We start from the raw sequence: 12,648 nt of genomic DNA on the forward strand, positions 1-12,648 counted from the left end.
TATCGAGAACGGCGATTTACCCGGCACATTGCAGGTAACTGCAATGCTACAGAAGCTCTAATTACACCGCAAGGTTAGTTAGAGAGCGTTCATTCTTGGAAATGCCAGTTTAAACAAACCTGGTGATATTTTTTTCTGGAGGAATCCATCTATGAGTATTGTCACGAAATCCATCGTGAATGCAGATGCTGAGGCTCGCTATCTGAGCCCTGGTGAATTAAACCGTATCAAAAGCTTTGTTACTTCTGGTGAGCAGCGCTTACGTATTGCTCAAACCTTGACAGGCTCCCGTGACCAAATTGTTAAGCAAGCTGGAGACCAACTATTCCAAAAGCGTCCAGATGTGGTTTCTCCTGGTGGTAATGCCTACGGTCCGGAAATGACCGCTACTTGCCTGCGGGACATGGATTACTACCTGCGCTTGATTACCTATGGTATTGTTGCTGGTGATACCACACCAATTGAAGAAATTGGTCTGGTAGGTGCTAAGGAAATGTACAAGTCTTTAGGTACCTCCATTGATGCTGTTGCCGAAAGCGTCCGTTGCATGAAGGGTATCGCTACTGGCATGATGTCTGGAGACGATGCTGCCGAAGCTGCCTCTTACTTCGACTATGTGATTGGTGGATTGTTGTAGGGCAATAAATACCCCTTTGCCTAGTGTTCTGATGATGGCATAGTCTGTCTGTAGAACCGATAATCACAACTTGAGTTAAATAAGGAAATAGAATCATGCAAGACGCAATTACTGCTGTTATCAACTCTGCGGACGTCCAAGGCAAATATCTAGACGACTCCGCTATGGAAAAGCTCAAGGGCTATTTCCAAACTGGTGAGCTGCGGGTACGTGCAGCAACTGCTATTAGTGCTAATGCTGCTACCATCGTTAAGGAAGCGGTTGCTAAGACCCTGTTGTATTCCGACAGCACTCGTCCTGGTGGCAATATGTACACCACTCGCCGCTACGCAGCTTGTATCCGTGACATGGATTACTTCTTGCGTTATGCTACCTATGCGATGTTGGCCGGTGACCCATCTATCCTTGATGAGCGCGTACTCAATGGCTTGAAGGAAACCTACAACTCCCTTGGTGTTCCCATTGGCAATACCACCAATTCCATCCAAGGCATGAAGGAAGTTACCGCTAGCTTAGTTGGTCCTGATGCCGGTAAGGAAATGGGTGTATACTTTGACTACATCTGCTCTGGCTTAAGCTAACTTAGCTAGTGTTGATGGAATTCGCCAGCCTGTAGTTGTCTGTGTAATTAAGGTCTGGGAAGTTGATTGTGAGTGCTAGCTTGTTAAAGGCGAATCTGGCTCAGGTCAGTCAAGCAGAGGAGTTTTGACAGTCTAGTATTGACAATTAACTCCCAGACTTTGGAATAGTTGAGATATTCGATTAACGAATTTATTCCCTCGCTATAGGCGATAGGGAGTTTTTTAGCCATCTTGGAATCAAACCAGAATTAAAATTTTCTTGAATTTTACCAGGAGAAATAACCTCATGCGGATGTTTGAAATAACTGCTTGTGTGCCAAGCCAAAGCCGAATTAGGACACAACGGGAGTTACAGAATACTTTTTTTACCAAGCAAGTTTCCTACGATAACTGGTTCCGTGAGCAGCAGCGCATCCAGAAAATGGGTGGCAAAATTATTAAGGTTAAGCTGGCAACTGGTAAGCAAGGTACAAACACCGGTTTGTAATGATTTTTCCATAATACCTGTTTATAAAAAAATTTCAGGGGGTCTACTACGACCCCTTTTTGATTTTTGGTGGAAAATGGGGGGATGGGAACATAGGCAACAGAGGGAAGATATAGCATTTCTAAATTCGGTGAGGTACATTTGGGATGTTAGGGAATAGGCAAAAGGCAACAGTCAACAGGCAACAGGTAAAAAATATTGTGTACCTCATTACTATGAGAAAAGCTATAAACAAGAAACCAAAGGCCAAAGGCGAACAACCAAATAACTTTTAACCAAATAACCTTGGCCAAAAGGCCACGGTTCGCGAACAACCAAATAACCTTGGCCAAAAGGCCACGGTTCGCGAACAACCAAATAACCTTGGCCAAAAGGCCACGGTTCGCGAACAACCAAATAACCTTGGCCAAAAGGCCACGGTTCGCGAACAACCAAATAACCTTCAACCTTAAACCAAATAACAGTCAACTAAATAACAGTCAACCAAATAACAGTCAAACAACCTGATTAAACGTGGCTCTACGCAACCTGATTCTATTATTTAATCCCTCTACTACAGACTGGGCAGTGAGTGCTCGGTTACTGAAGTGGTTAACCTTTCTATGGCTGTTGATCGGAATAGTAATTCTTTTCTCAGCTTCTTATGCGATCGCAGATGTCGAGTTAGGGGATGGAACATACTACGTCAAGCGACAGCTGATGTGGGTAGTCTTAGGCTTAGTGGGATTTAACCTATTGGTGCGATCACCGTTGCGTTATTTGCTAAAGATCAGCCATTGGTTGGTCCTGGGGCTGTTGGTGCTGCTGTTATTGACTTTAATTCCTGGTGTGGGCACAACGGTTAATGGGGCCACTCGCTGGTTATCTTTCGGTTCGGTTCCCCTGCAACCTTCAGAGTTAATGAAGCCGTTTCTAGTGTTACAAGCAGCTCGGGTATTTGGGCAGTGGGACCGGCTTCAGTGGCGGACCCGTTTCACGTGGCTGGGGATTTTTATGGTGGTGTTGGTGGGAATTTTGTTACAGCCTAATCTGAGTACAACAGCACTTTGTGGGATGACCTTGTGGCTAGTTGCTCTAGCAGCAGGGTTACCGTTTTCTTACTTGGGAGGTACAGCATTTGGTGGTGTCCTGCTGGCAGTACTCAGTATCAGCATTAAGGATTACCAGCGGCGTCGGGTGATGTCATTCCTCAATCCTTGGGCTGATCCGATGCGAGATGGATACCAATTGATTCAAAGTCTTCTGGCTATTGGCTCGGGTGGGACTTGGGGCTCTGGCTTTGGGTTATCCCAACAAAAGTTATTCTATTTACCGATTCAACACACTGATTTTATCTTTTCTGTCTTTGCTGAGGAATTTGGCTTTGCTGGTAGTATAGCGCTAATGTTTTTGTTGATGACATACATGACCCTAGCTGTGATTGTAGCTATTAAGGCCAGAAACCGAGTCTATCAGTTAATCGCGATTGGGGCAATGCTGTTTATTGTAGGACAGTCTCTGTTAAATATTGGCGTTGCTTCTGGGGCTCTTCCCACTACTGGTTTACCCTTACCATTCTTTAGTTATGGGGGAAGTTCGATGATTTCGAGTTTGTGTTCCGCTGGGTTGTTGATTCGGGTGGCACGAGAGAGTAGTGAGGCGAAAGTTGTGTCTATACAAACTCGCCGCCAGTCTATAGCAGAACGACGGCAAAGAAGGCACAAGGTAAAAGCCAAAAGGTAAAAGTGACCAATCTAGAGGTTTTCAATTTGGTGAGATACAGAGTTTCTGGTTTTAGGGAACAGCGGATCTCGGAACAGGGAAAAGAGAAGAGGGCAAAAATTCTGTCTACCTCATTAGGGGAAAAACTGCTATACAGACCAGTAATTTTTTTTTCAGGGCATTCCGACTCCCGACTCCCTCGGTGCGCTTGACCCGTAATTAAATTCACCACGGGTCGCACCGCTCCCGACTCCCTGAAACCTATTTCTAGCTATGTCTAGGTTTTTAGCAGATACAAAAACTCCAAGGGTAAACCATCAGTATCCGCGATAAACGCTACCTCATAAACACGATTACCGATCATCTGTTGGGTAGGTTCCAAGAGAACCTTCAACGGTTGAAACTGCTCTGGGTTCTGCTCAGAAGCCTCTTTAAAACTTTCTTTCAAGGACTCTAACCAACTTGGCAAGTCAGTAGCGCTATCAGTTAGGTCAAAAGACACGTGGTAATATCCCACATAATGCTCATCCCCAAAGGCATCCGGTGCTGGTAATGGTTCAGGAATTTGGATCAGTTCCAAGCGTCCACCCAGTCCCTTCAGCCAACAGGCTAGAGTCATGCCGGTAGTGAAGCGTTCAGATACCGTGAATCCCAACTTCTCATAAAATGCGATCGCGCGATGAATATTGGCTGTGCGAATCGAAGCGTGATGCATGGGTTTTGTCCTTTGGCCTTTTTCCTTTACCCTTATTCCTTTGTAACCAACAACAGGTGTACTGAAATCACCAAGCGCTAATCACTAATCACGTGCTCACCAATCTAGCAATCACTAAAACAATCGGAAATAAGGGTAGCGCACAGGTACCCCTGGTTCTTTTTCCAAATCAAAATTAATCACTGCCCAACAAGGTTCTTCCTCAGGTTCTGGGCTAAATTCTACCGGCAAGCCATACAACCTGGGTTTGCCAGACTCTGAGTTCCCTCGCCAGGGGGTACTGCGCTCTAGGTAGGCACTCACTAAATCCCGATAACGACTGGCAATAATCACTCGTGTTGCCCGATATCCTTCAGTGTATAGCTTGTCTAGGGCTTCGTGAATCTCAAAGCGAATGCCATCAGGATGAGTGTGCTGTCGGTACCATTTATCTTGCCATAGACGCCAGTGACGCCCAGATTGTAAATGAATTAGTTCCCCAGTTTTTGGGTTGGCTTCAAACGCACCATGACGTGGACACAAGTAAGTGTCAGTCAACGTCAATGCCGGAATTATCTGACGGCAGTGAGGACATTTTATTTCTGAACCGAATATCGGGTACTGCAAGCTAGAATCAATCATTAAATGCTAGAGATTGCCTTAGAGGTATATGCTATTACCTAATGGCTCCATCATTATAACTGGGTATTTATTGCTGTTGGTCTAAGTGACCCCACTCTAAAACCTATGTAAAACCTAAGGTATTAATTACCATTATCTCCCTATTGTGATTAATTGTGGATCATCCCCTACCTCAAACCCCAATATTGACATCTTTTTGGCCTCCCCCAGATCTGTCTCTTGCTGCCTTTGTCGCCCCTAATGCTGTAGTTATGGGTCAGGTGTCCGTAGCTGCAGGAGTTAGCATTTGGTATGGTGCTGTAGTCAGAGGTGATGTGGAGCGCATCGAGATTGGCGATCGCACTAATATTCAAGATGGCGCAATTTTACACGGAGATCCCGGCAAGCCAACAGTTTTAGAAGACCATGTCACTGTCGGTCATCGCGCTGTCATTCATTCAGCATATATTGAACAGGGTAGCTTGATTGGTATTGGAGCAGTGGTACTCGATGGGGTTCGTGTGGGTCATGGTAGTATCGTAGGCGCTGGAGCTGTGGTTAGTAAAGACGTTCCTCCTCTGTCCCTGGTAGTCGGTGTCCCTGCCAAAAAATTACGGGATGTTTCGGAGGCTCAAGCCGCTGAACTGATTGAACATGCACGGCACTATGAAAAGTTGGCTCTAGTTCATGCAGGTAAAGGCAAAGATTTAGGATTTAGTGTAACCTAATACTTCGCTGCCGTTGGCCCAAACCCGGAACAGAGAACTTCCGATCCCGGAACAATGGACAATAATTGAGAAAAACACGATCACAAAAGCCCTGTATCGCTTTTTACCGATTCCTTACCAATTAGTCAAGTGTGGGTAACATTGATTAACTTTGGTTAAGTTTTACCAAGAACCGTCCAACGTCTTGGACAAATGGGTGATCAGGTTACTGAAAAATTAACTAAAAAAAATTGACCCATAGGTGCGACTATATTAATAAACAACTACGTACCGTCCGGTACAGGGCAGACAAGCTGAGGGAGGTTACCCCTCTAGCTTGGTAGGAGTGATATTACTTAGTCACAGCAACTTTTTCAACCAACAAGCCCACTCCTTGTAGGGGTGGGAGGTTAAAAAAACTTCAAGCATTATAGGGAGGACACTAGAATCATGGATTTACGTCTATTAATAGTCTTATTGCCTTTACTCCTGGCACTAGGCTGGGTAGTTTACAATATTGGTGCGATCGCTCTCAAACAAGCTCAAAATTATTTGAATAAATCTTAATAAATCGCGCGTCAACCAATTGAGCAATAGCACCTTTGCACAAAAGCTTAATAGCCAGCTGTTCCTTGACACTCCCCGCCCTATAAGAGCGGGGATTCTTTAATCAACGACCCAACGTGGCTCTTCCAGACCGGAATCAGGAAGAGTAGAGGTCGGATCTCCTAAAGCGTTTGGATCGATGATCCAGGTTCCTGTATGCCCTACAGTACCCAAAGCTCTTTTTAGAATATTGATAGCTGCATTATGATCGCGTTCGCGTAGCGTCGCCTTCGGCGAATCCAACACACACCCGCATGAACATGCATGAGTTCTAGTAGATAGCGATTTTTTGACAACTTCACCACAGTTTGAGCAATTTTGGCTAGTATAAGCAGGATTAACGGCTACCGTTTGCCTAGTAAACTTTTGTCCAAAATACTCTAACCACCTTCTAAATTGATACCAACCTGCATCATTAATAGACTTAGCAAGACAATGATTTTTGACCAAATTTTTCACCCTTAAATCTTGCCTTCGGCACGCTTCGCGAACGTAAGCGACCACGTCGTTAGAGTGGATTACGCAACGGGCGAGTCTCTTCGCATGTTCTTCACGTTGCCTACTTATTTTAAGGTGCGTCCTACCTAACCTATTAATGGCGCGCTTACGGTTAGCTGTTCGCGAAGCGTGGCCTACGGCCTTGCCTTTCTTTTTACGAGAAACTCGGCGCTGATAAAACTTCAGCCGCTTCTCGCCCTTACGATAAAATCTTGGATTTGGTTCTGTGTTTCCCTTAGAATCTGTGTAGAATTCTTTTAGCCCTACATCTAATCCAACGTTGGTATGTGAGGGATCTAGAGATTCCTTAATATCAACTTTGACACAGAATTGAACATAATAACCATCTGCGCGACGTACTAATCTGACTCGCTTGATCAATTTATGGTCGTAACGCCACAATTCCCAGGTTCCCTTTAGTTTTAGTTTTCCGACTCCTTTTTTGTCTAAGAATTTTATCGACTTAGTATCAGGTGAGAGTCTCCAGCCCGATGTCTTGTATTCAACTGACCGGGAGAACTTTTTAAACTTGGGGTAACCCTTTTTACCAGGGACTTGTTTTTTACATTTATCGTAAAACCTAGAAATTGAACTATAAGCTCTTTCCACTGAAGCTTGGCAGGCATGAGAATTTAAGTCTTTAACAAAAGGATATTCAGATCTCAGCCACGTGTTATAGCGATACAAGTCTTTTTGTCCTATACCTTTATTATCCATCCAGTAACGGATGCACTTATTTCGGACGAATTGACCAGTGCGTATCGCCTCATCAATGGCGGCATACTGAGTTTTATTCCCCTTGACCTTAAACTCTAAAACTATCATTTTGACGTGGAACAACTCTACGTCATATTATAGCACAAAAAGAAATAAAGCCGTCCTAGAAGGACGGGGCTTGAAACCCAATTTTTTGGTCAAAAGGAGGATACAGCTGGTTTGCTTGAGCTATTGACCAATCTTATTTTTGGCAAATCAGTGGCTCTGAACTCAATAGATAATCTAGAAAAGTACCAGCAACAATCGATAGTTGTTTGCTACGTGGATAGACAGCATACCAGTAACGCTCGATCGGAAAGTGTTCTACATCCAAAACCACCAGCTCAGAGTTAACCCCTTCCATAACTAAGGTATGACGAGATAATACAGAAATTCCTAAACCCCCTGCGATCGCTTGCTTAATTGCCTCATTACTCCCCAAATCCAGCCGCACCTTTGGTGAAATCTGGTGGTAATCGAACAGTTTTTGTACAGCTTTGCGTGTTCCCGAACCAGGCTCCCTCATAATAAAGGTTTCTTGAGCTATACGTTTAAGGGGGATATTTTTTTCCTGAGCTAGAGGATGATCGACCCGTGCGATCACAACCAGGGGGTTTTCTTGCACTGGTTTATAGCAGGTCTCCTGGTTTTCCGGAAGCTGACTCATAATGTATAAGTCATCTAGATTCTCACTGAGACGACCAAGGATGTATTCGTGGTTGGTGACTTGCAGAGAAATATCAATGCCTGGATAACGCTGGCAAAACGGACCTAGTAAACGAGGAATAAAATATTTCGCAGTTGTAATCACTGCTAAGCGCAGACGCCCCTGTTTTAAACCTTTGAGATCTGCCACTTTCATCTCAAACTGGTCTAAATTCTCAAAGATATCGCGGCAGGTTTTAACTAGTGCCTCACCAACCTGGGTCAGGTAGATTCGCTTACCTACCTGGTCAAACAGAGGCATACCAACAACTTTGGTTAGCTGCTTCACCTGCATAGAGACAGTGGGTTGGGTGAGAAACAGTTCTTCTGCAGCTCGTGTAAAGCTGTGGTGCCGAGCGACTGCTTCAAAGACCCTTAACTGATGCAATGTGGCTTGCTTCAATGATATTACTCCTATGAGGATATAGATCTTAGTCTTTGACAGTCTTTAAAGTCAGGAGTAGGGAGTGGGGAATGGGGAAAAGAGAGTTTCATAGTGTTCATGGTGGACTTTTTTCCATGGTAGCTATTATGAATCTTTGGTACGTATGGGTAAGTTTCTTAAATCTGGTAGTTCTACTAGCTCTTTTTCTGCTTCCTTTACCTTAACTGGTATTCTCAAGGGTTGTGGTTGCTCCTCCATCAGGCAACTCGCTACTGGCAAGCTTTTCTCTAAATCTTCAAGAGGTCTAGGAATCACTGTCACAGCGGTTAGTTCACCAATACGCTGGGCTTCAGCCATTCCAACTTGTAAAGCAACGGCTACATCTGCCACACGACCCCGAATAATGGCAGTACATAAACCCGCCCCAATGGTTTCGTAGGCAGTAAGCTGTACATTGGCAGCTTTGAGCATGGCATCCGAGGCACCAACCATTGCTGGCAATCCCCTGGTTTCTAAAAGACCTAGGGCATGATTACTGACCCGGCTACGATGATTTTGGTTAACTTGATCGAGTAGGTGAACACCGATGGGAAATATCACTTCCAGGTTGGGAAGTGGTCGCGCAATGATTGTCGAAGAGAGCAACTCACCCTCTCGTTGAGCATAATCCTTACCCGATTCCACAGCAATTCTCACCTCAGCGATCGCTCCCCGCACAATGGCAGTGCAGTGACCACTACCAGTTTTTTCATAACCCACAAGGGTAACTTCTGCTGACTTGAGCATGGCGTCAGCAGTACTAACAATTACTGGAAAACTTAGAGTAGAGACTAAACCTAGGGAGGCTTGGTTAAACCGTTTTCTTTTTCTCAAGGGATCGTCAGGGACAAGCCCAGGTTTGTATAACTCCATCAGACAGAAGACCTCTCTTTGGTTGTCGGCTGTTACTTGTTGGCTTATATCAAGTTTAGAAAGTTACGTGTAAAGCCGTAACATACAAGGGTCAATCAAGAAGTAGCTAATGGGATTGGACTAGATGATTGGCATGGGTTTTGTCTGGGAGTGGTGTGCCGACCACCGGTATGATCTAGCATTTCTCAAATAGGTCAGGTACACAGTCGCAGGGTTGGGCGGTAGTAGGGAGTCGGGAGTCGGGAGTCGGGAGTCGGGAGTCGGGAGTAGGGAGTCGGGAAAGGGATCCCCCCTAACCCCCCTTAATAAGGGGGGACCTTAATAAGAGGGGAACGGAAGCCTTAATAAGGGGGGAACGGAAGTGGGAAAAAATCCTGTTGACCTCATTACTACGAAAACCGCTATAACAATAATTTATAACTATAATTAATTATATTAATAAAACTGGAGGCGAAACTGCTAGGACAACTAACTATAGAGCGTTACATTGAGGCATATGGGGTGGCTGTTGGCTTGACACTCCCAACCTATGTCGTTCTAGCTATCCCAATGGCGTTCCTGCTAGTCTCGCAACTAAACCCCAATAAATAGGTATAAAACGGTATTTAACTGTACAAAACCGACATTGACATTTTGCTAGCGCTAGAGTATAGTCAAGAAAGAAGACACAGCAGTTGACGATGCCAAAGAAAGTGGGCTATCCCAAGAGACTATCGACTCAAATTGTCCCCGTGGTGGGGATGAGTAAGTCGGTAGAGTTTGAGTTGTTGCAGGTAATGAAAAAACTAGGTGTCGTCAGGGCTGAGTCTTACAACAAACTCGGAAGCATTAACCATTGGGGACTGGACTGGAAAAAGGCTATCCCGGAAGTGAAGAGCTTCAGGACTCCCGATACCTTGGGGCTACCTGCTAAGTTAATGGATTGGACTATTAATGATGTAGCGAAAGCCATTACAGCGAGCCAGGCGGCCTGTACCGATGCGGTAATCAAGAAAATCTACAAACGATTTCCGGGGAAGGACAATCAAAAGACCAGAAAAGAACTTTGCTTTCAGCTTAAGACCTTAGCATTTATGGACAGTCCACTCCTTCACCGACTGATCAGAAAGGAGTTTCAGCGAGGACATTCTTGGGTCAAAAATCAGATAGTTTATCAACAAGTAGGCTATAAGTGCAGAAGGCTCTCCCGCAACACTTATCAGTTAGAGCTAGCTGGATTAAGAAGAGGAAAAAGAAACAGAATAATCGTCAGATCTAATCGCCAAATAAGTGGGCAGATTAGATTAATCCACAATCAAACTTTACAAAGATTTGAGATTCACTTCTTAGTAGACTATGGAACCGTAGAAGTACCCGCCAACCGCCGTCCTGTTGGGATAGATAAAGGGTACACAGAGGCTTTCTATGACTCAGATGGCCAAGGGCATGGTTTGAACTTGGGCAAGGCGACTACTGAAAAGTCCGACCGTATTTGTGCCAAGAATCGTAATCGAGGGAAGCTTTGGGCAATACATAGAAAACTGGAAAAACTAGATCCAGTCAAATCGGCTCGAATACTAAAAAATAATTTAAACCGAAAGACAGAAAATAAGCGCTACAGACAGAATCAGTCAGAGCTTACAGCAATAATAGGAGCTGCTTCTAAATCGCTGTTTAATGGCGAATCACTCTTAGTTTTTGCGGAAGATTTAACACAACCAATCAAAAATAAACGCCAGTCCAAGGCGATGTCTCGCAAGCTCAATAGTTGGATGAAAGGAGTAATGCGGGATTCGTTACAGAAATGGGCTAATTGGACTGGGTCGGTTGTGAAAGAAGTCCAGCCTAGTTACACGTCGCAAATTGACTCCGTGACCGGAACCCTTCTGGGGAAAAGAAGCGGGGACAGTTTTACCAGATTTAATGGGGTCGTGTTGCAGGCTGACCATAATGCTGCCAAAAATATCCTTGACAGAGGTACGGATCAGGAAATCACCCGGTACATGGTTAAAACCGAGGTACAGGCAGTATTGTTGCGTCGTACCGCGCGTTTCTTGGAAGGAATGGGACTTAGTTTACTTGATGCAATCGAGCTTGGATTGCTTAATTGCAAGCATAGCAAAACTAAGGCTTTTAAGGAACTCCTGGTCGAGATGCCAGGAACGCCTAGACAGATGAGTGGGAGGCTTGACTCCAATTGCTGACTACCACTCCTCCCTCAGGCAACAATAAATTGCACCTTGACCGTTTTATACCGGATTATCCAGATTAATGACGGTTTAAGAGTATCTCATCAAAGTTCTCACAATTGGCTTTCGAGTCCTTTTGTCTATAGCAGCAGGAAATTTGGCGTTGCTGAATTAAGGAATGAATGCGCGATCATCTGGTTTTATTAAAGCCCCCGTGGGTCCCCCAATTCTGGGGGACTTGTCTTGATGCAATAGCGAGTGGGGGAAACCCCCAAGACCGCGCTGCATCGCTTGAGAGTTTTGTTCCCCCACCGGTGCGCTTTCCGTCGGCGAATTAAATTCGCCACGGGTCGCACCGCAAAATTGGGGGGCTAGGGGGGCAAAACCATACCCATAATCAGCAACGCCGGAAATTTAGATTAAATCACAGATAATTAAACCCTTGTTTATTTGATAGCGCTTATCCTAGTAATAAGTTATACTCACCTCTTGCCCCATTCTCAATAAGCTTGGTTCATGTAGGGTGGGCAGTGCACCAGACAGATAATGAAGCTTGCAAAGCGCGTTGGTAGGCACTGCCCACCCTACGATTAATGACAATGGTGCAAGATCTCAGTTATACAGATTTTTTGGCGTTGCTGAATCAAGGAATGAATGCGCGATCATCTGGTTTTATTAAAGCCCCCGTGGGTCCCCCAATTCTGGGGGACTTGTCTTGATGCAATAGCGAGTGGGGGAAACCACGGCAATAGCGAGTGGGGGGAACCCCCAAGACCGCGCTGCCTCCCCAAGACCGCGCTGCATCGCTTGAGAGTTTTGTTCCCCCACCGGTGCGCTTTCCGTCGGCGAATTAAATTCGCCACGGGTCGCACCGCAGAATTGGGGGGCTAGGGGGGCGAAACCATACCCATAATCAGCAACGCCGGAAATTTAGATTAAATCACAGATAATTAAACCCTTGTTTATTTGATAGCGCTTATCCTAGTAATAAGTTATACTCACCTCTTGCCCCATTCTCAATAAGCTTGGTTCATGTAGGGTGGGCAGTGCACCAGACAGATAATGAAGCTTGCAAAGCGCGTTGGTAGGCACTGCCCACCCTACGATTAATGACAATGGTGCAAGATCTCAGTTATACAGATTTTTTGGCGTTGCTGAATCAAGGAATGAATGCGCGATCATCTGGTTTT

At 45.0% G+C, this 12,648-nt stretch carries 16 protein-coding genes; 8 read left to right on the forward strand and 8 right to left on the reverse strand.

What is annotated here, in order from left to right:
- The first annotated feature begins 151 nt into the window (after nt 1–151).
- From apcA to F6K63_RS03700, 5 genes are all read left to right on the forward strand, one after another.
- Nucleotides 152–637: an allophycocyanin subunit alpha gene (gene apcA, locus F6K63_RS03680; protein WP_071106004.1), complete on the forward strand. Its 486-nt coding sequence runs from the start codon at nt 152–154 to the stop codon at nt 635–637.
- Between the two features lie 95 nt (nt 638–732).
- Nucleotides 733–1,218 carry an allophycocyanin subunit beta gene (gene apcB, locus F6K63_RS03685; RefSeq protein WP_070394727.1) on the forward strand — a complete coding sequence of 162 codons (486 nt, stop codon included), beginning with the start codon at nt 733–735 and terminating at the stop codon, nt 1,216–1,218.
- A gap of 286 nt (nt 1,219–1,504) precedes the next feature.
- Nucleotides 1,505–1,705, forward strand: coding sequence for a rod-capping linker protein CpcD domain-containing protein (locus tag F6K63_RS03690; RefSeq protein WP_071106005.1), 201 nt, complete (start codon nt 1,505–1,507; stop codon nt 1,703–1,705).
- A 285-nt stretch (nt 1,706–1,990) separates the two neighbouring features.
- A complete protein-coding gene (locus F6K63_RS03695; protein WP_271969078.1) occupies nt 1,991–2,212 on the forward strand; it encodes a hypothetical protein in 222 nt (73 codons plus the stop codon).
- 6 nt (nt 2,213–2,218) lie between these two features.
- A complete protein-coding gene (locus F6K63_RS03700) occupies nt 2,219–3,427 on the forward strand; it encodes an FtsW/RodA/SpoVE family cell cycle protein (protein WP_287310842.1) in 1,209 nt (402 codons plus the stop codon).
- On the opposite strand, the gene F6K63_RS03705 is transcribed toward F6K63_RS03700, so the two are convergent.
- From F6K63_RS03705 to F6K63_RS03715, 3 genes are all read right to left on the reverse strand, one after another.
- The gene (locus F6K63_RS03705; protein WP_287310844.1) at nt 3,378–3,638 is read right to left on the reverse strand and encodes a hypothetical protein; all 261 of its coding nucleotides are present in this window, start codon (nt 3,636–3,638) and stop codon (nt 3,378–3,380) included. The two genes, F6K63_RS03700 and F6K63_RS03705, sit on opposite strands and share 50 nt — an antisense overlap.
- Before the next feature lie 45 nt (nt 3,639–3,683).
- The gene (locus F6K63_RS03710) at nt 3,684–4,121 is read right to left on the reverse strand and encodes a VOC family protein (protein ID WP_287265185.1); all 438 of its coding nucleotides are present in this window, start codon (nt 4,119–4,121) and stop codon (nt 3,684–3,686) included.
- 114 nt (nt 4,122–4,235) lie between these two features.
- A complete protein-coding gene (locus F6K63_RS03715; protein ID WP_071106008.1) occupies nt 4,236–4,742 on the reverse strand; it encodes a TIGR02652 family protein in 507 nt (168 codons plus the stop codon).
- Nucleotides 4,743–4,927: 185 nt separating this feature from the next.
- On the opposite strand from F6K63_RS03715, the gene F6K63_RS03720 reads away from it, so the two are divergent.
- Both F6K63_RS03720 and F6K63_RS03725 read left to right on the forward strand, forming a co-directional pair.
- Complete coding sequence (locus F6K63_RS03720) at nt 4,928–5,449, forward strand: gamma carbonic anhydrase family protein (RefSeq protein ID WP_287310846.1); 522 nt, start codon at nt 4,928–4,930, stop codon at nt 5,447–5,449.
- 429 nt (nt 5,450–5,878) lie between these two features.
- Complete coding sequence (locus F6K63_RS03725; protein WP_008180095.1) at nt 5,879–5,995, forward strand: photosystem II protein Y; 117 nt, start codon at nt 5,879–5,881, stop codon at nt 5,993–5,995.
- A gap of 99 nt (nt 5,996–6,094) precedes the next feature.
- Here F6K63_RS03725 and F6K63_RS03730 read toward each other — a convergent pair whose 3' ends face one another.
- The 3 genes from F6K63_RS03730 to ccmO form a co-directional block, all read right to left on the reverse strand.
- Nucleotides 6,095–7,357: an RNA-guided endonuclease InsQ/TnpB family protein gene (locus F6K63_RS03730; protein WP_287310848.1), complete on the reverse strand. Its 1,263-nt coding sequence runs from the start codon at nt 7,355–7,357 to the stop codon at nt 6,095–6,097.
- Between the two features lie 133 nt (nt 7,358–7,490).
- Nucleotides 7,491–8,396, reverse strand: coding sequence for a LysR family transcriptional regulator (locus tag F6K63_RS03735; protein WP_287265183.1), 906 nt, complete (start codon nt 8,394–8,396; stop codon nt 7,491–7,493).
- A 126-nt stretch (nt 8,397–8,522) separates the two neighbouring features.
- On the reverse strand, nt 8,523–9,290 hold the full coding sequence (ccmO, locus tag F6K63_RS03740) for a beta-carboxysome assembly protein CcmO (protein ID WP_287310850.1): 768 nt from the start codon (nt 9,288–9,290) through the stop codon (nt 8,523–8,525).
- A gap of 680 nt (nt 9,291–9,970) precedes the next feature.
- On the opposite strand from ccmO, the gene F6K63_RS03745 reads away from it, so the two are divergent.
- On the forward strand, nt 9,971–11,473 hold the full coding sequence (locus tag F6K63_RS03745; RefSeq protein ID WP_071106010.1) for a zinc ribbon domain-containing protein: 1,503 nt from the start codon (nt 9,971–9,973) through the stop codon (nt 11,471–11,473).
- Nucleotides 11,474–11,661: 188 nt separating this feature from the next.
- Here the strand turns inward: F6K63_RS03745 and F6K63_RS03750 are convergent, their stop codons facing one another.
- Both F6K63_RS03750 and F6K63_RS03755 read right to left on the reverse strand, forming a co-directional pair.
- Nucleotides 11,662–11,805: a hypothetical protein gene (locus F6K63_RS03750; protein ID WP_193431516.1), complete on the reverse strand. Its 144-nt coding sequence runs from the start codon at nt 11,803–11,805 to the stop codon at nt 11,662–11,664.
- A 315-nt stretch (nt 11,806–12,120) separates the two neighbouring features.
- The gene (locus F6K63_RS03755; protein ID WP_287310852.1) at nt 12,121–12,321 is read right to left on the reverse strand and encodes a hypothetical protein; all 201 of its coding nucleotides are present in this window, start codon (nt 12,319–12,321) and stop codon (nt 12,121–12,123) included.
- Between the last annotated feature and the right edge of the window lie 327 nt (nt 12,322–12,648).

The organism is Moorena sp. SIO1G6 (assembly GCF_010672795.1).
GTDB lineage: Bacteria > Cyanobacteriota > Cyanobacteriia > Cyanobacteriales > Coleofasciculaceae > Moorena > Moorena producens.